Here is a 20,950-nt window from a genome sequence, read left to right as displayed (position 1 = left end):
TGGGGGCCTTCGTGGTATTCCACTGCCCCGCACCTGCCACCTGGTCGCTGATCAAGTGTGCATGTACTATTGCATGCATGGTTGCCTTGCAGATCCGCGACGTTCCCGAGCCGCTGCGCGATCAGTTGGTCGCGCTGGCGCAGCGGCGGGGGCAGTCGCTGCAGGCCTTTCTCTTCGACCTGGTCCGTGACGAAGCCCGCCGTCAGGACAACATCGCGGTACTCAAACAGTTCAGTCCCGCGACGTGGGATGTTGCCTTCACCGCGCAGGATGTGGTGGTAGCGCTGGATTCTGAACGCGCTGAGCGCGATTCGGTGCTCGGCGGACCGGAGATCGGCGAGTGATCGTGGTCGATGCTTCGGTGTTCGTCCATGCTCTCTTGAATCCCGACCCCCTCGGTGACAGCTGTCGCGCGGCCCTCGAAGCCGACAACCGATGGATCGCGCCTCAGCACTGGACCGTCGAGGTCCTTTCGGTGATCCGCCGTTTCACCCGTGCGGGCACGATCAGCATCGAGCAAGCGGCCGGAGCGGTCACCGCCCTGGAAAAACTCGACCCAGAAGTCCCCGTCACCCGCGTTCTCGTACCCAGGATCTGGGAGCTACACGACAACCTGACTGCCTACGATGCCGCCTACGTCGCCGCGGCGGAGGCCTACGGGTGCGACCTGCTCACCACTGATTCGCGATTGGCCAATGCGCCGGGGGTCAACTGCACGGTGCGTGTTCTGACGGCCCCGGCGGGCGCTTCGCCGCGATAGCCGGTCGCAACGGCGGGTTCGCTCGTCAGCTCGCGCGGTGGATGGGGTGGACTCGGGAGAGGGCGCGTTTGGCTTCGGCGAGGGAGATCATCTGGTCTTCGTCGTCGATGTCGGCGACGGCTGCCTCGGCCCATTCGCGCAGGAGGGTGGAGACGCCTACCCGGCGTTCGTCGGCGAGGGATTTCAGGCGGGTGTGCAGGCCGAGGGGCAGGCGCATCGACGTGGTCACCATGATGTCTTCGTTGACCGGAAGGCGTGGTGGGGCGTCGGTGGGCTCGTCGGTGAAACTCAGCCGATCCATGAAGTCGGCGAGTTCTTCTTTGCTGGACGGAAGTCCCTGCTCGCTCATGATCGGTTCCCACTTTCCCACTGCTCGAATTGCGCCAGTTCCTCGGCGCGCATCGTCCGTGCGCCGATGATCACCCACGTCCAGTCCTCCCGCTGTCGCATCACCACGATCAGCGGGCGGCCTGCTGTGGTGCGCCCCCACACCGTCAGGACGGTCACCTGGCCGTCGAAGGCCGGGCGTGGCCACCGTCGTGACGCTGCGAGGACCTGCCGAACCTCGCTGGGTTCGATGCCGATCAGGTGAGCGATCGCCCAATCAGGCCACTCGAAACCCATAAGTCCATAATACGCATGTAGTAACTCCATGTGAAAGCGCTGAGTTTCGGGCGGGCATCGGTTCGATACGCTCGCGGTGACGCAGTTGCCGAGACAGGGGAGGCCGCGATGGGCGAGGTGACGCGGCCGCTGTCGGCAGCGGAGCGCTGGTTCTGGCTTGTCGATCAGCTGTCGCCGGCGAATTGCGTCGTCCGATTGCGGGTGCGGGGTTCGATCGGCGCCTACCGCCTCGAGGAAGCCGCGGACGCAGTGCTCGCGGAATTCCCGCTGCTGCGAACAACGGTTGTCGACGGCCCCTGTTTCGCTCCGTCCGCCGACCCGCACCTGCCGGTCTTGCACCGCCTAGTCGAAGACCCCGACGAGTGGCGCTCGATCTTCGACGAACAACTGGCCGACTCCATCGATCTGGCGACAGCGCCCGGACGGCTCATCGATTTAGCCTGGCGCCCAGGCACTTCCGCCGAACACCACGACCTGATCCTCGTGTTGTCCCACGTCCTGCTCGACGGGCGTTCGATGGTGTCGCTGGCCTGGCGAATCCTCGCCTACACCTTCGGATCTCCCGTCCCCGCCACATCGCGCCCGCCGAGTCCGCCCCCCGACGACCTCATCCCACCCGCGAACACCGGCCTCCTGCATTGCCTGCGCACCAACATCGGCGGCCAACTCACCGCGATGGCCCGCCGCCCGGCCGGTCTGCCCGGCACTCCGCCACCGCTACCGATCCGCCGCACCCGCACCGTGATCCGCACCATCGAGGGTGAAGCCCTCACCGAGTTGCGTATTCGCTGCCACCAGCACGACGTCACGATCAACGCAGCGCTGGCCGCCGCCTTGGCCGAGGCCCTCGGAGAACTCGCTCCCCGGACATCCGGGGTCGCCGGCATCGGCATCCCGGTCGACGTCCGCGCCCGCCTGAACCCACCCCCGGCCGCCGACGAGCCCGGCATGTTCACCGCCGTAGTCCCCACCTTCGTCCCCTACGGACCGGCCGGCTCCCGCTGGGATGCGGCCCGTGCGGCGAAAACTCAACTGACCCAACACTTGTCGAAGAACAACGATCTCACCGCCCTGGCCGCCATCCGCCACGGCTGCCCCCGCTCGCTCGAATCCGGCAGGCGCACCATCGAACTCATCGACCGCCGCGCCCCCTGGAACGTCACCCTCAGCAACCTGGGCAGACTGTCGCCACCCGAAACCCCTGAGCCGCTGGACATCACCGCGCTGACGGTCGCCGGAACGAATTCCTGCGCCAGTGCGCTGACCGTCGCGGTAGCCACTCTCAGCACCACGATGTCGATCACCTTCTGCTACGTCGACACCATGCTCCCGCGAGCGACCATCGAATCCCTCGCCGACAGCACCATCCGCTCGGTCACCCGCTGAGCCGACCGGCAACCGTCATCGCGCCGCTGAGTTCAGCACTGGGGCGCTCGGCCGCGTGCTCACGCGAGCAGCGTGACCACAAGCTCCCGTAGCGCCGCCCGGTCCGGTTTGTTCGTCCGCCCGCTGACCGGAATTCGATCCACCACCACGATGTCATCGGGGACGGCGGTGGTGTCGATGATCTGCGGCAGTCGTTCGCGAAGTAGTGCCACGATGTCCGCGGACTCAGGTTCGGCGACAATGGCGAGCACGATCCGCTCGTCGCCGATCTCGTCCGGCAGGCCGACCATGATCGCTTCGCGCACCCCGTCGATCGCGGTGATCACCGGCTCGTACAGCCCGGGGTAGATGTTGGTCTTTCCCCTGATCATCATGTCCTTCTTGCGTCCGGTGAGGACGAGTTCCTTGCCGTCCCAGCGGGCGAGGTCGCCGGTCGCGATCTCGGTCATGGGCTCCGCGCCGAGATATCCGCGGCACAGATTCGGGCCCGACAGCACGAGTTCGCCATCGTCGGCAATCCTTGCCCGCACACCACGCACAGGTGTGCCGAGGAGATCCCCGTCGTGTGCGAGCTTCGCGGCGCCGGTCGCGACCGCCACCGGCAGGATCTCGGTCATCCCGTAGACGGCGAGAAACTCGGTGTCGGGCAACGACTTCTGTGCTCGACGCAGCAGGGCTGAGGTGACCGGCGCCCCGCCCAGCGCTACCTGGCGCAGATTCGGCGGCGCCGCAAGGGCGTCGGCCTCGATCGCGGCGAGGGCGACAGCCAGATCGGCCGGGGTGTAGAAGGCGTGCGTAGCGCTGCGCAGATTCCGCGTGAACCGCACCGGATCGATGTGTGTGCCGAAGCGCGGATACCGCGGCATCGCCCACCGGGCCCCCGCCATCAGCGCGGGCAGCCCCATCATGAGCTGCTCGGTGTGCAGGAAGGCGCCAGGTGCGAGGCTCGTCCTTCCGCCCATCGCGGCGAGGCCTGCGCTCAGCGAAGCACGGGTGTGCACCACGGCTTTCGGCTCATCGGTGGTTCCTGAGGTGAAGACGATCAACGCCGCCGCATCCGGATCCGCGGCGGGCAGCGCCCTCTCGCGCGCGTCACCGGTGAACCGCCGCAACGGAATCGACCCGAGCGGTGTGCCGGGCAACCACACCCCACTGTGGATATGCCGAACATCGAGCGCGCCGAACCGGGGCAGCTCCAGCCCCTTCCTTCGACCGAACCCGGCCAGCGGTCCACTCACGGTGTACAGCAGGGATTCCGTTGCGGCCCAAGACGGTTCGACCACGTCGACGCGTTTGGCGAAAAGCTCCGGGCCCACGCCGGGGTCGACGAACACGATCGTCCCGCCCGCCGCGATCACACCGAAGATCAACAGCACCGACGACACACTCGGCCGAATCGAGAACAGCATCCGATCACCCGGCGCGAACCCCGCCTCGCCGAGATTGTGCGCGACCCCGCCGACCGTCTCCACAAGTTCCCGATAGGTGAGCGCACGCTTGCCGACCGTTCCGAGCGCCGAGGCGTCCGGAATCCGTTCAGCCTGCGTGGCAAGCCTTTCGAGAAAGTCGGTCACCGGTGCTCCCCTCCACTTCGTTCACCGAATATCGACCACGTCGGGCCGATACCGATGATCGGCATACCAGGCGAGAGTCTTGCGAATGCCCCAGGCCCGCACCCGGCGATTCGAGCCGTACACCCGCACGTCCCGGCGCAAACCATAGTCGGTGGTGATCGTGCGCACCGCATTGACCAGCGCGCGGTCCTCGTGCAGATCCTCGATCGCGGTTCGTGGGAATCCGCCTGCGGCGTCATATAATTCAGCGGTGATCGCCATGTTGCACCCCGGCGTCATCACATATGGCCCGAGATACTTCGGATCCCGATTTCCCGAACGCACCTTGCCGAAGGTCGACGCCACTTCCAGGGCCACCCGGATGATCGTGCGGTCGATCCACGAAACACCTTCGTCGGTGCGTGGAATCAGTTGACCGCTGACCAGTCGCAGCCCGGAGCCGAACCCGGCTTTGACCCGCCGGGTCCAGTCGGGGGCAGGCAGGCAATCGGCGTCGGTGCGGGCCAGGTAGGTCGCACCTTGTGCAATCGCGTGCCGCATACCGGTATCGGCGGCAGCGCCGGTGCCCTTCTGCTGTTCGCCGATCACGACGATGCGCGGCACCGGATGCGCCGCGGCGAAGGCCCGGACCACCTCGACGGTGCGGTCGGCGGAATTGTTGTCGACCACGACCACCGTGAAATCTGTGTCCTGTTGCGCCGCGATGGCAGCCAGGGTTTTGCCGATGCCGAGTTCCTCGTCGAAGGCGGGAATCACCACCCACAGCTCACTCACGCATCCTCCAGCAGCCGGTCGAGCCCGCCGACCTGGTCGACCCAGCGGTGGAAGTTGTCCAAGCCCGTCTCGAACGGCACCGTAGGACGAAAGCCGAGTTCGCGGGTAGCGCGCGAGATGTCGTAGGTCGCCGACCGGGTGACGAGCGCGACCGCGTACCGCGACAGCGGCGGAGCCCACCGCTGCGCGACCGCCGGGATCCGCCACAGCGTTTCGATCGCCGCCAACGCCCCACCGAGCACTGGCGCGGGCACGGTGACGCTCGGTCGAGCCAAGGAGAACCGGTCTGCCACCGCGTCCAATGTCGCCCACACCGAAACAGGTGCCGCATCGGCGACGAAATACGCACGCCCACCGACTTTCTCGGCGTCGAGAGCGAGAACTACAGCATCGACGAGATGGTCGATGTAGCACAGTGAAGCCTGAACATCGCGCCCACCGGACAGATCCGGCAACCGTCCCGCTCGCAGCTTCGCCAGAATCTGCACGATCGGCCCGTGCCGATCCCCGGGTCCCCACACTGCCCGCGGTCGCAGCGAACAAGTCGTGAACCCCGGCGCATCAGCGCGCAGCACCAATTGCTCAGCCACGGCCTTGGTTTCGCAATAGCTGTTCAGAAACCGGGCGGGGTAGGGCACGGTCTCATCGATCCCCACCTGATCCCCACCATCAGGCGCCATCAACGCACTCGGACTGCCGATGAACACGAACCGTCGCACCCCGGCCGCCGACGCTTCCTGCACCAGCCGGTCGGTCCCGGCCACATTCACCGCGAAAAACTCAGCAGGCCTTCCGAATTCGCCGAGCAGCGCCGCCGCGTGCACAACGGCGCGCACCCCGGCCACCGCGGCCGCCAGCGCACCCGCGTCCGCGAGGTCGGCCACCGCCACCTCGGCACCCGCGGGCGCGGATGCCGGATCCCGAACCATCGCCCGAACCGGCACGCCACGGTCCACCAGTCCACGCACGATCGCCGCGCCGACGAATCCCGTTGCGCCGGTCACCAGCACAGTCATCGCGGCGCGCTATCGCGTCGGCGATCTCGTGGGCCGTAGCCGGGCGAGGTCCTCCCGCCGATGGCCCGCGGCGCGAAGCCGGTGGTCACAGCACCCGAGCCCGGCGCATCGGTCACTGTTCGGCCTCGCCCAGCGTCTTCCACCAGGTAGCGCCGAACAACATGGTCATCACGGCCGCCCGCCGACCCGAGATCCCCCGCTCAGCGGCCACCGCCCGGGCCGCCGGAATCTGGGCGGCGTGCACCCCGATGCTCAGCACCACATCGATCCAGAAGGCCACCCGCAGCCACCGAGCCTGGAACGGCCGCACCACCCCGACGAGCAGGAACACCCATCCGACCACCGGAATCGAGCGCAAGGCCAGCACCGTGCGCCGACTCGGCACCCCCACCGGGGCATCGGACACCGCACGATGGCGACCGTGCCGCGGCGCGCTCACCGGATCCGGAACAACGTGTAGAGCCCGCGTCACCGCACACCAACCCCTCGATAGGTCACCGCCGCCGCGGTGGGTCCACCATCAGCGGCAACGAACAGCAACGGCCGATCAGCCAGTCCCGCATCGCGTGCCGCCACGAACGCGGCGGTCAACGCGGAAGTGTGTGCGTCGCCGGTGAAGTCGTCGGTCACCACCGCGCCCACGCCGAGCTGGGCGGCCAGTTCGTCCGCGAAGTCCGGCGTCGGCTTGCCGCACAGCAGTACCACCTGCGCGGCGTCGAGCCCGTCCGCCGTCAACGCATCGCGCGCCGCGATGGCGGCATGTTCGACGAGTTCCGCTGTCCCGGCGAGTAATTCGACCGTCAATGAAGAGCGCCCCTCGGCGCCCATCGCGGACAACTTCACATAACCCTGCGGTTCGGGCGGCGCGTCACCGGCACTCACGTGGACTCCGCCGAATCCCGCGGCCTCCGCGTAGTTCTCGAGTACGAACGCCGCCCCCACCGGTTCGAACGCGAACTCCGCGCCGGCCTGCCCCGACGGGTGCGCGTCCCCCGACACCACCACCACATGCCCGGAAGGCAGATCGGCCAGCAGCGAAGCGGCTACGCCCACCGCGTTCACCACTCCGCAGGCGCCGTTCATCAGATCGAACGACAAACACGGCACATCACCGCGCCGATAGTCCAACCCGATCCCCGCCGCCTGCTGGATCAGCGCCGCGACCGCCGGTTCCACGAGGTTCGCATCGCGATAGACCCCCACATTGATCAGCGCGTCGACCTGTTCGGGCGGACACCCGGCACCCGCTAGCGCGTCGCGCGCGGCATCTGCCGCCTGACCTATTGAGCTGACTCCGCCGCTGCGCGTCACTGCCGAAGAAATGATGATTCCCATACTGTCCTATACCCGCAGATCGCCGATTGTCACCGACAAGAATCCCGCGACCACCCCGGAAGCGGCCGGTACCAGCAGTACCTTCGACCCCGGCGCGATCAGTCCCTGCCGTAAAGCGTCGTGCAACACCACGAAATGCGAGGTCGACGCGGTGTTGCCGTACCGGTCCAGTACCGCGAGCCCCGGCGGCATCGCCGCGTCGAATTCGCGCTCAGCGATCTTGTTGATCAATTCCACTGCTGGGCCGCTGAATTGATGATGGATCAGATAGTCGTAACCCTCCGCGGTGAAGCTCGATCCGCGCGCGGCGAGGAACTCCTGTTGCCGTGCGGTCCACAGCAGATACCGGGACTCGTTGTGCATCGCGCGATTGTCGGTGTAGAGCGCGACCCCGGGCCCCTGATCGCTCGGCATCCCGAGACACAGCTCGGCGAAGGCGGCGCTGGTATTGAGCTCCACGTAGTCGAGCCCCGGCCCGTCGGTGCCGTCGAGCACCACGGCCGCGCCCGCGTCGCCGACGGTGAGCGAGGCGAACTGCGGGTCGTACTTCTGCGAGATCTCCCGCACGGCGGTATCGGCGATCGGCGTGATGCATTCCCCCGACACCACCATGCCGCGACGCACCGCGCCGGACCGAATCATCCTGTCCAGCACCAGAACTCCGGTCATCATCCCGGCGCACGCATTGGACACGTCGAAGTGGATCGCCCGCGTTGCCCCGAGCTCGGTTCGCAGCATCAGGGCGAAGGACGGTTCCAGGCAGAAGTCCTCGCCGCGGGTCCGGGTGATCGAGCAGGAGATGATCACGTCCAGATCGGCGGCGTCGTAGCGCGAGTTGTCCAGTGCGCCGCGGGCGGCGGCGAGGGCGATGGTGAAGGAATCCTCGGATTCGTCGCGCACCCGTCGCGCCCTGACCCCGCTGACCTTCTCCAGATCCAGCGGCGCGTCGACAGCCAGCTGCGCCAGCAATTCCGCCGTGGTCACTTCCCTGGCCGGCAGATACGCGCCGACGGCTTCGATTGTCGATCTCACCATGCTTGTTCACTTCCAGATATCGCGTGATGCACAGATCACCACCAGCGCATCTCGCCGATCCTAGCCACAGATCTTCACTAATCGGGCTCGCTCGATTAGATTGTGCCGGGGTGTGGAGCTCTGCCCGACGCCATGAACTCACCCTACTCGCCGCAGGTCAACCCTGGTTGCCTGGATTATTGCTGCTCGGACGGTTCGCGCGGCCGATTCGCAAGGTTCCCGAACTCGGTTGGTTCGTCGCTGATCCGCTGGTGGCCCGCCAGATCTACAACGACAGCACGCATTTCAGCATCGTCTCCGAAGGTGCCGCCGGGCACTGGTGGGCGCAGGTGATCGGCGACTGGGTCGAGGACCTGTTCGAAGGCCCCGGCCACACCGACCTGCGGACCAAGGTGCGCGACCTGTTCACCCTCGCGCACACCGACGCCCTGGTCGAGCGGGTGATCGGTCCCGATCTGCGTGACCTGCGCGAACGGCTCGCCGCGGGGGAGACTGTCGACATCGCCGCCCGCGCGCAGATCCTCGTCGGCCGCAGCGTCTCCGACCTGGTCGGGATGCGTCCCGAAGACATCGCCGCGGCGATCGGTGGTGACTACACCGACGACCAGGACGCCCTGTTCCTGCGGCTGTTCCATCACGTCGAAGAGCTGGTCAACCTGGGTTTCGGCACCATGGCCTCGACCACCCTCGATCCCGTTGCGCTGGCTCGCGCTCGTGAGCTGGCCACCCAGCTCGCTGTCAACGTCCCCGACGCCTACGCCCGCGCCGACCCCGACACCACCCTTGGCCGCTGCCGTGAACTCGGCCTCGACGTCGAGCACGCCGGCGGTCTGGCGATCCTCATGGCGGTCGCGGGCACCGACACTCTCGCCAGCGCGATGACCAGAATGGTCGCGATCATGCACGACACCGCGCAGCATCGCGCCCTGCTCGCGGCCCCCGACCGCCTCCCCGACGCGGTCCGCGAAACTCTGCGGGTCACCAGCCCGGCCTATCTCGTCGGCCGCTCGGTGACCGCGGACGTCCGGGTGGCCGACCGCGATCTGCGCGCGGGCGAGCACGTCAAGATTCTGACCTGGACCATCAACAATGCCGCGGGTGAGTTCCGGGTGGACCGCGACTACAACCCCGAAACCCGCCAGCTCTGGTTCGGTGGCGGCAGGCACCTGTGCCTCGGGGCACAACTCGTCCACTCCGAACTCACCGCGCTACTCGAAGCACTGACCGCTGCCGGTCGCCCGTGGGAGATCGTCGAACGCCGGTACCGCCGAAAGGTTTTCATCCCGACCTACGAGAAGCTGCGCATCCGTCTCGCACCCTGAACTCCCACGCCTACTACTGGTTTTCCGGCGCGTTGATCCGGTTGTGGAAGCCGATGCCGAGGACCAGCCCGCCGACGTCAGCGATGGCGCAGCCCGCGAGGCCGCCGATCGCGGTGATGATGCCGAACTGAGTGGCCGCGGCGATGACGAGTGCGGAGGTGATCTGAAGCACATCATTGTCGCGCTCCTGTGACCAGCTGTAACCGCCGGGAAAGATCGGACGCGAAGACCCGCTCCGGGTCGACCCGATCCCGGATCTGCCGCCATTCACCGAGCCGCGGATACATTGTCGCGATCATCTCCGGCGTGGTCCGTGATTCCTTCGCGAAGTACAGTCGGCCACCGGCCGCACGTACCCGTTCGTCAAGGTCTACGCAGAACCGGTCGAGCCCGCTGGTCAGTGCGAAGTCCAAGCTCAGCATGTATCCGGGATGCGGCCATGACAGTGGCGCCGGGTTGCTCGGGCCCATTCGTTTGAAGACGTTGAGGAACGAGTGGTGCCCGGACTCGGCGATGGCGCGCACCGTGTCGGCCAGCTGCTGCTCGGCCCCGTACGGCATGGAGAACTGATACTGCAGGAACCCACGCTTGCCGTAGGCCCGATTCCATTCGCCGAGCAGATCCAGCGGGTGATAGAACTGCGTCAGATTCTGGATGCGGCCGCGCGCCCGCCGGGGAAAAAGGCGATGTGCGGCCTCGGCGGCAATGCGGGTGGTCACCGCGTTGACCATCCCGTTCGGAAAGATATCGGGCACTGTGAACAATTGTGGCGCATCGAAGTTCAAGGGTTTGCTGCGCAATTTCACCGGCAACTGATCGACCGTTGCGAGGGACCCTCGGCTGAACCCGGCCCGCCCGAGCTTCGCCCCGGTGGAAATGGTGTCCGGCACCGACATCGAGTAGTCGTATCCGTCATCGGACCCACCGGTCAGCAATTCCATCGTCTCGTCGAGGTCGCGCGTCCGGTCGTTGTCGACGAGGAAATACGCGGTCTCGGTGTGCTTCAGCCGAATTCGTGTCCTGACGACGATCCCGGTGAGCCCCATGCCACCGACCGTCGCCCAGAACAGCTGCGCCTGCGCCCCTTCCGGCGCCAGCGTTCGCACCGACCCATCGGCGGTCAGCAGGTCCATCGACACGACGTGATTGCCGAAGCTGCCCTGCGAATGATGGTTCTTCCCATGGATGTCCGCACCGATCGCGCCACCGACCGTCACCTGCCTGGTCCCCGGCAAGACCGGCACCCACAGCCCGAACGGCAGCGCGGCCTTCATGAGAGTGTCCAGACTGACGCCCGCGTCGACCTCGACGATCCCGCTGTCCGGATCGATGCTGTGGATGCGGTCAAGCGCGGTCATGTCGACGACCAGTCCACCCGCGTTCTGCGCCGGGTCCCCGTAGCTACGTCCGAGCCCGCGCGCGATCACTCCGCGCGGCCCCGCGGTCCGCACCCGCTCGGCGATCACCGCGATGTCCGGCGTGCGCAGCACTTCGGCGACGGTCGGTGCGGTGCGCGCCCAACCACTGAGGCTGCGGCAGGCGACGACTGGATTACCCTGCGTGAATGTCACAGGGGCTCACGCTAAAACGGATTCCTGAGCGCAGCCTGAGGTAATCGTGCGGTTATTGCGGAGATACCGGCCGTGCGGCGAGTGTGCCCTCGCGCATCGTGGCGATCCGGGTGCAGGCGGCCGCGAGGAGGGCTTCGTCGTGGCTGATCAGCAGGACGCCGAGGTCGTCGCTGGCGTGGTTCATGACCAGGCGGACAATGGTGGCGGTGGTGGCCGCGTCGAGCATGGCGGTGGCTTCGTCGAGGATGAGGTAGCGGGGGTGCTGGGCCAGGGCGCGGGCCAGGCAGGCGCGTTGGAGCTGGCCGTCGCTGAGGGCGTGTGGGCGGCGGTCGAGGAGGTCGGGGGTGAGGCCGACGGTGCTGATCAGGGCTGCGAGATCGGGCGGCGGGGTGCGGCGGATGCGCGCGGGTTCGGTGATGATCTGGGCGAGGGTGAAGTGCGGATTCGTTGCGGCACGGGGGGATTGGAAGACCATGGCGATGGCGCCGCGGGCTTGTCGGGGTGGGTGCCCGTCGACGGTGACCGTGCCCGAGGTAGGCGTCAGAAGTCCCGCCATCGTTCGAGCGAGCGTGGTTTTCCCCGATCCCGAGTCGCCGGTGATTCCGACGATCTCGCCCGGGGCGATCCGCAGGTCGACCCCGCGAAGGACGGGTTCCGCGTCGTAGCCCGCGGTGATGGCGTCGGCGATCAGCATCAGGACCTCAACTCGCGAATCATGCGCTCCCGCTGTGGAATCAGCTGCGTCGGGCCACCCGCGTAGGGGCAGATCTCGGTCAGATTCGTCAGCGCTCGCGGGGGATGGGGGAGTGGGTGCAGGCCACGTTCGGGCAGGGCGGCGAGCAGGTCGCGGGTGTAGTCGTGCCATGGATCGTCGAGTACTTGCGCGCCGGGACCGACCTCCATCAGGCGTGAGGCGTACATCACCGCGACAGTGTCGGCGATGTCGGCGCGGATCAGATGCCCGAGATCGTGGGTGATCAGCAGGACCGCGGCACCACCATCAGCGCACTCGCGCAACAGCTTTCCGATCTGGTCGGTGTGGGAGCGATCGAGCCCGGAGGTGGGTTCGTCGGCGATGATCACGTCGGGGTCGCCTGCCAATGCGGCCGCTACGGCTGCCCGCTGGGCCATGCCGCCGGAGAGTTCGTGGGGGTACAGGTCGAGCGCGGTGGGGGACAGACCTGCCCGTTCGACGAGGTCAGCGGGGGTATGCGTGGTGCCGAGTGCGGCGATCGCCTCCGCGAGCTGCGAGCCGACGGTGCGTACCGGGGTGAAATAGGTGCTCGGCGACTGGGGTACGAGGGCGATATGACGGCCGCGATAGGGATCGTCGCCGGTGAGAATATCGATCGGCCCGTCGCTCCGGCCCGAGCCGGTGATTTCGGCGGCATCGTGGGAACGGCCGGTGCCCGCGCCGGGGCCGGGCCGGGGCAGTGCGGTGTCCGCCGCGCGCGTGCCCCGACCGATCAGGCGAACGGTCCCGGTCGTGCTGGCCTCGTGGGGCAGCACCCCCATCACCGCACTCGCGACAATCGACTTCCCGCAACCGGATTCGCCGACGAGCGCGGTGATCGAGCCGGCCGCGATGTCGAGGGACAGGTCGGTCACCGCGTGCACCACAGCTGTGCGACTCACCGGAATGCGCACGGTCAGCGCGTCGATGGACAACTGGCTCATCGCGGCATCCTCGAAGGTTTCGGCGGGGCGAGCAGTCCGCGCAGTGACGACCCCGCGACAGCCACCGCCACTGTCGTCAGCACCAGGAACCCCGCGGGAAACATCAATGTCCACCACCCGCCAAGTAACAGCGACGTGCGCGCTTCCTCCAGCAGGGTGCCGAGGCTTGGTTCGTGCGGAGGCAAACCGAACCCGAGGAACGACAGCGTCGACTCATGCCAAATAGCATGCGGCAGAAGCAGAACCACCGCGATCAAAGCCTGCGGGGCGACGGCGGGCAGCAGATGCCTGAGCAGCAGGTGCGTGCGACTCGCGCCTGCGAGCACCGCCGCGGACACATACTCGCGCTCTCGCAGACTCAAACTCTCCGCCCGCACGATCCGCGCCACCTGCACCCAGTGGGTGAGCCCGATCGACAACACCACCGCCACCGCGTTGCCACGGAACAGCGCCACGATCACAATCCCGAGCAGCAGATGCGGCAGCGCGTTCGCGGTATCGGCGAACCGCATCACCACCCGATCCACCCAGCCACCGGCCAGCGCCGACACCGCGCCGACCAGCACCCCGATCACCGTCGACACCGCCGCCGCGCACGCCGCCACGATCAGCGAGGTCCGCAACGCCGCCGCGATCCGCACGAACAGCGACCGCCCCGCCGAGTCGGTCCCGAACCACCACTGCTCCGACGGCGCCTGCCGCGCGCTCGCGAAATCGGTCAGCCGATCGTCGACCCCACCGGCCCACGGCACGATCACGGCATACAGCACCACCGCGACCAGGACCGACAGCGCGAGAAACAGCCGTCGCGCACCAGGTCCGCGCTCGAGGTCGCGCCACCGCTCACCCATCGGCGCGCACCCGAGGATCGAGCAGCACCACCGCGACGTCGGCGAGCAGCGACCCGAGCATCACCGCGCACGTCGTGCCGACCGTGAGCACGGCCAGCAGCGCCATATCGAGATCCTTCGCCGACTGGACGAACGCCCCCGCGATCCCCGGCCAGGAGAAGATCTCCTCCACCAGCACCGCCCCCACCACGACCTCCGGCAGCCGCGCGCCGAGGATCGTCACGAACGGGGCCAGCGACGACGGCAGGATGTGCCTGCGGGTGATCGTCGCGGTATCGATGCCGCGCGTGGCCGCCCCGACCACGAAATCCTCACCGCGATTGCCCGACACCGACTCCCGTACCGCCAGCAACAACCACGGCACCTGCGAGACGGCCAACGCGGCGGCGGGCAAAACGAGGTGTCGCACCACCTGACCGAACCCGACCTCGGCCCCGGCATCGGTGAGCCCCGCGGGCGGCAACCAGCCGAGACCCACCGCGAACACCGCGATCGCGGCCAGCGACACCACGAACGGCGGCAGCCCTTGCATCATCACGCACGCCGCGGTGACCAGCCGGTCGACCAGCCCACCACGGTGCATACCCGCCCAGACACCCGCACCGAGCGCGACCGCGACAGCCACGCTCATCGCGACCACGACCAACAGCGCTGTCCACGGAAGCCGTTGGGCGAGCAAGGTGCTCACCGGTTGCGCGAACCCGCGCGAAACGCCGAGATCGCCACTGAACAGGTCGCCGATCCACCGCCCGTACAGCTGGTACCACGACGCGTCCAGTCCGAGTTGACCAGTGAGCAGCACCCGATCCGTCGCACTCGTCGTCTCGTAGCGAGCACCGAGATATCCGACCAGCGGATCGAACGGTGACAGCGCGGCGGCGGCGAACAGGGCGGCCGATACGGCGGCGAGTACCGGAATCAATGTCACCAGGCGCCACCCGACCATCGCCCGGAGGCCGCGCCCGCGAAAGCGGCTGCGCCCCATCAGCGCGTCCACGTCTGTAGTGACCACCACGGTCCCCAGGTGACGCCGTGCGCGTGCGGCTCGAGGATCGGTCCCGACATCTGCCAGGACGAATCCTTCACCACATACGTGTGATCGAGATGCACCAGGAACACGTGGCTCGGGTCCTGGGCGTACCGGCTCTGAACCTCGCGGTACGCGGCGGCCCGCACGACGGGATCCGTACTGCGCCGCGCGGTGTCGAGTTGTGCGTCGATCGCGGGATCCGCGTGCCGGCTCGCATTGTCGTACGGGCTGCCCGCGCTCGGATCGAGGAGCGGCGAGTGCAGGGTGTTGTAGGCCTGGGTGTCGGGATCGTAGGGCTCGCTTCCGCCGCCGAGCAGAATCGCGGCCTGCGCGATCCGCGGCTCGATCCGGTCCCAGGACAGCGCTTCGAGATCCACCTCGATACCCACGCGCCGCGCATCGGAGGCGAAAGCCATGGCCAGATCGCGGCGCAACGTGTCGGTGGAGTTGTACATCACGGTGAATCGCGCGCGCACACCATCTTTCGCGCGCACACCGTCGGCGCCTGTCCGCCATTCCGCACTGTCCAGGATCTGCTCGGCTCGGGCGCGATCGAATGCGAAAGAGACTGCCGGGTTGTGGGATTCGCCGTAGACATCGGCAATGGGTGTGTAGGCCGGGCGGCCGTAACCACCGAGAATGTTGTCGATCATTCCCTGACGGTCCACCGCGTAGTTCAGTGCCAACCGGACAGCGGAGTCCCCGGCAACGGGATCGTCCTCGGGCATTGACACCCCACGCCAGTCCGCGGAGGTGTTGGCCCGCACAGTCATTCGATTCCCGAACGTCGCGGCCAGCAGGGGCGGCAGCGATGTCCCGTCGAGTTCACCGCTGGCCATCCGCTGCGCACGGGTGTTGTCGTCGGGCACGTAGAGAACCGTCAGCCGCTTGACCGAAGGCGCACCACCCCAATAGGTCTCGTTCGCCTCGAACACCGCCCGCGTCGGCTCCAACGAGGTGAGCCGATAGGGGCCGGTGCCGATCGGGGCGGTATTGAGCGGCGATTCGGTCGCGGGCCCTGGCGTTGCGACGGCTTCCGACGGAACGATCCCGATCAGCAGCTTGGCCGGGAACGCGGCATACGGATGACGCAGGGTGAACCGCACCGACAGCGGATCGACAGCCTCGACCCGCTCGATCATCGAAAACGACGACCGCACCTCCGAGGCGGACGCCGGATCCAGAATCGCCCGATAGGTCGCCACGACATCCTCGGCATCGAACGCCGACCCGTCGCTGAACCGCACTCCGGGGCGCAGCGGCGCCGTCCACACGGTCGCATCGGCGTCCGGCGTCGGCAGCGCGGTGGCCAACGCGGGGGCGAAGCCGGGCACGCCGGTGCCGCCGGTCAGCCGCAGCAACCCGTCGTAGATCTTCGCCTCACCGGCGGCTCCGTACCCGGCGACCGGGTTGTATCCGCCCAGCTCAGCCGCATCGGCGAGCACCAGCGCATCGGTGGACCCGCGCTCGGGCGCACCGCACGATGTCAACGCGATCGCGCACGCGACCCCCACAGCGATCAGCGGCCGAACGCGCATCCATCATCCCAACTTGTGTTTATCTGAACAGATGGACAGATGATAGTCGCGGGCAGTGCCACCGTGTCCACTCGGCGATTAAGCTGGGCACCGCTATGGGAGAGCCACGCACACTGCACGGGTCGCCGGTCGAACTCGGCCGTCGCGCGATCGGCGATGTCGAGATCCGGGACTGGGCGCAACGCTTCGACCTACTGTCCGACCCCGGCCGCCTGGAAATCCTGCTGTGCCTGCACCGCTCGCCCGGCATCAGCGTCGGTGAACTGGCCGCGGCGATCGGCCGCAACGAGAACGCGATCTCCCAGGCCTTGCGCGTGCTGCGGCACGAGGGTTGCGTCACCTCGAGCCGTGAAGGTCGTTCGGTCACCAACCGGCTCACCGACCCGATCATCCACGAAATCCTGCACACCATCGGCGCCAAGCACTGACGTCGAAATCCACTCCGCGGTGTGCTGGAGTTCAGTTGGCCGACCCGGGACGGACGATCATGAGAACGACCACGGCCGTCCACAGCAGGTTGTAGATACCCGCGAGCATGGCCAGCATGCGCAGGCGCTTGCCGTCGTCGGGCTTGTCGAGGGCATCGCGCTGCATCGGAACGATCTGCACGGCGAGTAGTCCGCCCGCCACCGCGGTGGTGATCATCGCGGTGGTGATCCAGATTTCGTTCATCCGGCCCTGGATCGTGGCCAGCACGATGCCGATCACCGGCACGATGATCGCCAGTTTCGCGTAGCTCCTGGTGATCCGGTGCATGGCGACCGCCACCGGCACACTGCGGATCGCGTCCGGGTCCGGTCCCGTGACCGGCGCGTATCGAGGAAAAAGACTGGCGGCGACTGCTGAGCCGCCGACGAAGACGATGCCCGCGAGCACATGCACGGACAACAGGACGTGTTCCAACTACCGACTCCCTCCGACCTTCAATGTGCTTGAAGCCTAGCTCGAGCTTCAGTCAAATTGAAGGTCGGATTCGTCACGCCTGGGGGCGGGGCGGGATTTCCCCGGCGAACGCGTCGACGATCGCCGCGCCGACCCGCCGCAGAATCGGATCCGATTCCGCCCCGAACACCTGAATATCGACCCGCGCCACCGCTTTCCGTGCCTCCGCGAGCAACTCCGACCCCGCCGCCGTCAACTCGATCGCCGACGCCGAACCCGCCCGCGCGGTCCGATCCTGCACCAGTCCGGCACCCACCAGGCCCTTCACTGCAGCATGCACACTCTGCACACTCGTCCCCGACATCCGCGCCAACTCGCTGAACGAGGCCCCCGGCACGCCATTGATATGCCCGAGCAACCCCAACCGGGCCACCGTCAGATCCAGCGCCGCCAACTCCATCCCCAGTGCCGCCTCCACCCGCCGCGACATCGTGATCACCAAAATGCTCGGGCTCATAGCCGGTGGTCCAGGGCGCTCGTTCTCGGTGGTCACCAACCCATTTTCCCGTACGAGACCGCGATCGTCGTGTTCCGGGCGGTAGACGGCGCGAAACGGATTCGGGCCCAGCGGGTTCGCTGAGCCCGAATCCGGTGCGGGATCACTTCAGGGCGACGCGGGTTCCGTCGGAGAAGGCGGAGTCGTGGAATTCGATCGCGGTGGGGACGGTACCTACCGGGACGTCGAAGACGAGGACCATCGAGGTCTTGTTGCCGGGGTTGATTTCGGCGGAGAGCTGGTCGTTGACGTTGATCTCGGCGGTGGTGTCGTTGGCGAACTCGCGGCCCTGATCGTCGATCAGCTTCTGGTTCGAGCCGAAGTAGCTCTGGGCGACATTCGAGGTATTCGCGACGTCGACATAGACCAGGACGAATTCACCCTGCGCGGTCTTCTGCAGGAACTGATTGTCGCCGACGGTCGTGACCGGCGGGTCCACCTTCGTCACCGTGAATCCGAACTTGCCGTCGCGCACCTCGGTGCCCGCCGGCGCCGCGACCGACTTGCTCTCCTCGACCTTGGCGACCTCGTTGGCTGCCGTGCCGATCACAGCCACGCATCCGCCGAACAGGACGAGCACGGCAAGGACGAACCCACCGAGCACCCACGGCCACACCTTCTTCTTGCGCGGTGGCTGCGGGTAGTAAGGCTGCTGCGGGACGCCGGGACCGGCGGGGTACTGGGGGTTGGTCATGATGATCTTCCTTCTCTGGGAAACGCCCTCGGTCGCCATGGCTCCGGTTGTGCTGGGCTGCTGATGGCATGACTGATCGCGGCCCGAATGGGCCGTCCGGTGCGGGACTGTGGATCGACGAATGGTGCTGCGAGAGTTGTTGTCTCGCAACCGTATTCCTGCGTCGGAGACTGGCGTTCGAGTTGTTGCCGCTCCGTTGAGAAGGACGCTACACGTCCGTAACGCCAATAGCAACAAGGAAACAATGTTTTCACTGTGGACGTTGAAAACATGTGTACTGACGTCGGGTTATGTCAATGAAGGTGTGTAAGGTTTGACCTTGACCAGAGGAGACCTATGTCAGACTCGACCCCCACCGTCGCCGCCGCCGAGATCTCCCGGCTGGCCGGTGTCACCCGCGCCACCGTGAGCAACTGGCGCCGCCGACATGCCGATTTCCCCGCGCCGGTGCCGGGGGGCTCCGAATCGCGGCCACTGTTCGACCTCGCCGAGGTGCAACAGTGGTTGCGCGGACACGGTGTGACCGCGGCGGACTCGCCGGTGCAGCGGCTGCGTACTGTGCTGCGCTCGGAGGTCGCGCCCGAGGATGTCGCGGGTTTGATGGCGTTCGTGGCGGACCCGGCGAGCAAGGCGAAGGGCGCGGCGCACAAGGCAGTCCGTGCGGCGATCGGGGAGGTCGGCGTGCAGCAGACCCTCGCGGTGCTGGCCGAGCGTGGACTCGACGGTCCCAGCACCGGCGTCTACCCGACCGATCAACCCGTGGCCGCGTTGATGGCCGACGTGCTCGCCGCGTCCGCGTCGCCCGCCCCGCGCTCGGTGCTCGATCCGGCCTGCGGTGGGGGCACCCTGTTGCTCGAGGCGTCCCGGATCGGCGCCGAGCAGCTCGACGGTCAGGACATTCTGCCGGTCCAGGTGAGTCGTACGGCCGCGCTGCTCAGCACGCTGGCACCCGGGGCCGCCGCGGATATCCGCGTGGGCGATGCCTTGCTCGCGGATGCGTTCACCGATGTCGAGTTCGACGCGGTGCTGTCGAATCCGCCCTATTCACAACGAGATTGGAGCGCCGACGAACTGGCGCTCGATCCGCGCTGGGTGTATTCGGTACCCCCGCGCAGCGAATCCGAACTCGCCTGGGTGCAGCACGCCATCGCCCATCTGCACCCCGGTGGCACCGCTGTACTGCTGCTCCCGCCTGCCGTCGCGGCCAGGTCGTCGGGTCGCCGGATACGCATGGAACTGTTGCGGGCGGGCGCGTTACGTGCCGTGATCGCCCTGCCACCCGGCGCGTCGACACCGCGTCAGGTGGGGCTGCAACTGTGGATCCTCCGTCGCCCGGGCAAAGGGAATCCGAACGACACGCTGCTGTTCGCCGACACCACCCGCTTGCCCGATCATGGTGGAGATCAACCGGATTGGCACGTGCTCGCCGAAACCGTCGTCAACGCGTGGCATGCCTTCGACAGGGGTGCGGACGCCACCGTGCCCGACGTCACCGCCGTGGTCCGGGTGATGGACGTCCTCGACGACGACGTCGACCTCACGCCCGCCCGCCAGGTACGCGCCGCCGTCGACCCCGACAGCGCCTCGGCTTCGGCGCGCGCCGCCATCGGCCAGCTCGGCGAGAACCTCACCGAGCTGCACTCCGTCGCCGACGCTGTGCGCGAATGGGATTCGGCACCGGGCACCGTGTGGCGCTACGTCGCCGTCGGCAACCTGATCGCGGGCAAGGCCGTGCGCATCGTCACGAGCAGCGCCGACACCGCTGCCGGCGACGCCCCCCAGCGTCCCGTCCTCACCGGCCACGACCTCCTCGACAGCCGCGCCCCGTCCGGCCTCACCGCTCCCGGCGTCGCCGTCGGCGACCCGATCGAGGAAGGCGACATCCTGGTCTCGCGCCTACGCGACGACCACGGCGCCGCCCAGGGCTCCCGCGTCGCCGAAGGCACCGATATCGGCGCCGTCCCCGCCCCCGGTGTCCTCGTCTTCCGCACCGACCCCACCCGCATCGACCCCTGGTTCTTCGCCGGCTTCATCGGCAGCCCCGACAACGCCGCCGCCATGTACGGCACCACCACCATCCGCCTCGACCCCGCCCGCCTGCGCATCCCCATGCTCCCGCTCCCCGATCAAAAGGCCTACGGCGAAGCCTTCCGCCGCCTCCACCACCTCCGAGTGACCGCCCACACCACCGCCACCGCCGCCCACCGAGCCGCCGACCTCATAGCCACCGGCCTCACCGCGGGAGCTCTGGAACCCCACCCCGAAGGCTGATCGACGTCGCACGCGACCTCTGGCGACGGCCACCTGCGAGACAGGTGCTGATGC

The 20,950-nt window shown here is 67.6% G+C and carries 24 protein-coding genes; 6 read left to right on the top strand and 18 right to left on the bottom strand.

Annotation, left to right across the window (positions count from 1 at the left end):
• Nucleotides 1-77: 77 nt before the first annotated feature.
• Nucleotides 78-344 (top strand): hypothetical protein, encoded by a 267-nt coding sequence (locus tag ACWZHB_RS22255; protein WP_427903773.1) that lies wholly within the window; start codon nt 78-80, stop codon nt 342-344.
• Entirely contained in the window at nt 341-760 is a 420-nt protein-coding gene (locus ACWZHB_RS22250; protein ID WP_427903772.1) for a type II toxin-antitoxin system VapC family toxin, read from the top strand. Before ACWZHB_RS22255 ends, ACWZHB_RS22250 begins: the two co-directional genes overlap by 4 nt.
• Before the next feature lie 25 nt (nt 761-785).
• On the opposite strand, the gene ACWZHB_RS22245 is transcribed toward ACWZHB_RS22250, so the two are convergent.
• Both ACWZHB_RS22245 and ACWZHB_RS22240 read right to left on the bottom strand, forming a co-directional pair.
• Nucleotides 786-1,109, bottom strand: a complete 324-nt coding sequence (locus tag ACWZHB_RS22245; RefSeq protein WP_427903771.1) for a hypothetical protein — start codon at nt 1,107-1,109, stop codon at nt 786-788.
• On the bottom strand, nt 1,106-1,384 hold the full coding sequence (locus ACWZHB_RS22240; RefSeq protein WP_427903770.1) for a hypothetical protein: 279 nt from the start codon (nt 1,382-1,384) through the stop codon (nt 1,106-1,108). The genes ACWZHB_RS22245 and ACWZHB_RS22240 overlap by 4 nt, the downstream gene beginning before the upstream one ends.
• A 108-nt stretch (nt 1,385-1,492) precedes the next feature.
• Between ACWZHB_RS22240 and ACWZHB_RS22235 the strand changes: the two genes are divergently transcribed.
• Nucleotides 1,493-2,770, top strand: a complete 1,278-nt coding sequence (locus tag ACWZHB_RS22235) for a phthiocerol/phthiodiolone dimycocerosyl transferase family protein (protein ID WP_427903769.1) — start codon at nt 1,493-1,495, stop codon at nt 2,768-2,770.
• A 59-nt stretch (nt 2,771-2,829) separates the two neighbouring features.
• Here the strand turns inward: ACWZHB_RS22235 and ACWZHB_RS22230 are convergent, their stop codons facing one another.
• From ACWZHB_RS22230 to ACWZHB_RS22205, 6 genes are all read right to left on the bottom strand, one after another.
• The gene (locus ACWZHB_RS22230; protein ID WP_427903768.1) at nt 2,830-4,344 is read right to left on the bottom strand and encodes a class I adenylate-forming enzyme family protein; all 1,515 of its coding nucleotides are present in this window, start codon (nt 4,342-4,344) and stop codon (nt 2,830-2,832) included.
• Nucleotides 4,345-4,365: 21 nt separating this feature from the next.
• A complete protein-coding gene (locus ACWZHB_RS22225; RefSeq protein ID WP_427903767.1) occupies nt 4,366-5,118 on the bottom strand; it encodes a glycosyltransferase family 2 protein in 753 nt (250 codons plus the stop codon).
• The gene (locus ACWZHB_RS22220) at nt 5,115-6,134 is read right to left on the bottom strand and encodes an NAD-dependent epimerase/dehydratase family protein (RefSeq protein WP_427903766.1); all 1,020 of its coding nucleotides are present in this window, start codon (nt 6,132-6,134) and stop codon (nt 5,115-5,117) included. Before ACWZHB_RS22220 ends, ACWZHB_RS22225 begins: the two co-directional genes overlap by 4 nt.
• Nucleotides 6,135-6,246: 112 nt before the next feature.
• Complete coding sequence (locus tag ACWZHB_RS22215; RefSeq protein ID WP_427903765.1) at nt 6,247-6,540, bottom strand: hypothetical protein; 294 nt, start codon at nt 6,538-6,540, stop codon at nt 6,247-6,249.
• Between the two features lie 62 nt (nt 6,541-6,602).
• Nucleotides 6,603-7,469 carry a hypothetical protein gene (locus ACWZHB_RS22210; RefSeq protein WP_427903764.1) on the bottom strand — a complete coding sequence of 289 codons (867 nt, stop codon included), beginning with the start codon at nt 7,467-7,469 and terminating at the stop codon, nt 6,603-6,605.
• A 6-nt stretch (nt 7,470-7,475) separates the two neighbouring features.
• Nucleotides 7,476-8,504 carry a 3-oxoacyl-ACP synthase III family protein gene (locus ACWZHB_RS22205; protein WP_427903763.1) on the bottom strand — a complete coding sequence of 343 codons (1,029 nt, stop codon included), beginning with the start codon at nt 8,502-8,504 and terminating at the stop codon, nt 7,476-7,478.
• A gap of 167 nt (nt 8,505-8,671) precedes the next feature.
• Between ACWZHB_RS22205 and ACWZHB_RS22200 the strand changes: the two genes are divergently transcribed.
• Nucleotides 8,672-9,826: a cytochrome P450 gene (locus ACWZHB_RS22200; protein ID WP_427903762.1), complete on the top strand. Its 1,155-nt coding sequence runs from the start codon at nt 8,672-8,674 to the stop codon at nt 9,824-9,826.
• Nucleotides 9,827-9,839: 13 nt separating this feature from the next.
• Here ACWZHB_RS22200 and ACWZHB_RS22195 read toward each other — a convergent pair whose 3' ends face one another.
• Genes ACWZHB_RS22195 through ACWZHB_RS22165 form a run of 7 tightly spaced genes read right to left on the bottom strand, consistent with a single transcriptional unit; the run spans nt 9,840 to nt 16,493 of the window.
• Entirely contained in the window at nt 9,840-9,998 is a 159-nt protein-coding gene (locus ACWZHB_RS22195; RefSeq protein ID WP_427903761.1) for a hypothetical protein, read from the bottom strand.
• A gap of 1 nt (nt 9,999) precedes the next feature.
• A complete protein-coding gene (locus ACWZHB_RS22190) occupies nt 10,000-11,397 on the bottom strand; it encodes an FAD-binding protein (protein ID WP_427903760.1) in 1,398 nt (465 codons plus the stop codon).
• Between the two features lie 52 nt (nt 11,398-11,449).
• Entirely contained in the window at nt 11,450-12,091 is a 642-nt protein-coding gene (locus ACWZHB_RS22185; protein ID WP_427903759.1) for an ABC transporter ATP-binding protein, read from the bottom strand.
• The gene (locus tag ACWZHB_RS22180) at nt 12,091-13,074 is read right to left on the bottom strand and encodes an ATP-binding cassette domain-containing protein (protein WP_427903758.1); all 984 of its coding nucleotides are present in this window, start codon (nt 13,072-13,074) and stop codon (nt 12,091-12,093) included. Before ACWZHB_RS22180 ends, ACWZHB_RS22185 begins: the two co-directional genes overlap by 1 nt.
• A complete protein-coding gene (locus ACWZHB_RS22175) occupies nt 13,071-13,925 on the bottom strand; it encodes an ABC transporter permease (protein WP_427903757.1) in 855 nt (284 codons plus the stop codon). The genes ACWZHB_RS22180 and ACWZHB_RS22175 overlap by 4 nt, the downstream gene beginning before the upstream one ends.
• Entirely contained in the window at nt 13,918-14,949 is a 1,032-nt protein-coding gene (locus tag ACWZHB_RS22170; protein WP_427909256.1) for an ABC transporter permease, read from the bottom strand. The genes ACWZHB_RS22175 and ACWZHB_RS22170 overlap by 8 nt, the downstream gene beginning before the upstream one ends.
• On the bottom strand, nt 14,910-16,493 hold the full coding sequence (locus ACWZHB_RS22165) for an ABC transporter substrate-binding protein (RefSeq protein ID WP_427903756.1): 1,584 nt from the start codon (nt 16,491-16,493) through the stop codon (nt 14,910-14,912). The genes ACWZHB_RS22170 and ACWZHB_RS22165 overlap by 40 nt, the downstream gene beginning before the upstream one ends.
• A gap of 95 nt (nt 16,494-16,588) precedes the next feature.
• Here ACWZHB_RS22165 and ACWZHB_RS22160 point away from each other — a divergent pair, with 95 nt between their 5' ends.
• On the top strand, nt 16,589-16,921 hold the full coding sequence (locus tag ACWZHB_RS22160; protein ID WP_427903755.1) for an ArsR/SmtB family transcription factor: 333 nt from the start codon (nt 16,589-16,591) through the stop codon (nt 16,919-16,921).
• Between the two features lie 31 nt (nt 16,922-16,952).
• Here the strand turns inward: ACWZHB_RS22160 and ACWZHB_RS22155 are convergent, their stop codons facing one another.
• The 3 genes from ACWZHB_RS22155 to ACWZHB_RS22145 form a co-directional block, all read right to left on the bottom strand.
• Nucleotides 16,953-17,396, bottom strand: a complete 444-nt coding sequence (locus ACWZHB_RS22155; RefSeq protein ID WP_427903754.1) for a hypothetical protein — start codon at nt 17,394-17,396, stop codon at nt 16,953-16,955.
• 73 nt (nt 17,397-17,469) lie between these two features.
• Nucleotides 17,470-17,928, bottom strand: a complete 459-nt coding sequence (locus ACWZHB_RS22150; RefSeq protein WP_427903753.1) for a MarR family winged helix-turn-helix transcriptional regulator — start codon at nt 17,926-17,928, stop codon at nt 17,470-17,472.
• 106 nt (nt 17,929-18,034) lie between these two features.
• Nucleotides 18,035-18,625: a DUF4352 domain-containing protein gene (locus tag ACWZHB_RS22145; RefSeq protein ID WP_427903752.1), complete on the bottom strand. Its 591-nt coding sequence runs from the start codon at nt 18,623-18,625 to the stop codon at nt 18,035-18,037.
• Nucleotides 18,626-18,961: 336 nt separating this feature from the next.
• On the opposite strand from ACWZHB_RS22145, the gene ACWZHB_RS22140 reads away from it, so the two are divergent.
• Nucleotides 18,962-20,896 (top strand): N-6 DNA methylase, encoded by a 1,935-nt coding sequence (locus tag ACWZHB_RS22140; RefSeq protein WP_427903751.1) that lies wholly within the window; start codon nt 18,962-18,964, stop codon nt 20,894-20,896.
• The last annotated feature ends 54 nt before the right edge of the window (nt 20,897-20,950 follow it).

This window comes from Nocardia sp. FBN12 (genome assembly GCF_054031145.1).
The sequence above is the reverse complement of the archived record's forward strand: the minus strand, read 5'-3'. Positions and strand labels throughout refer to the sequence as shown.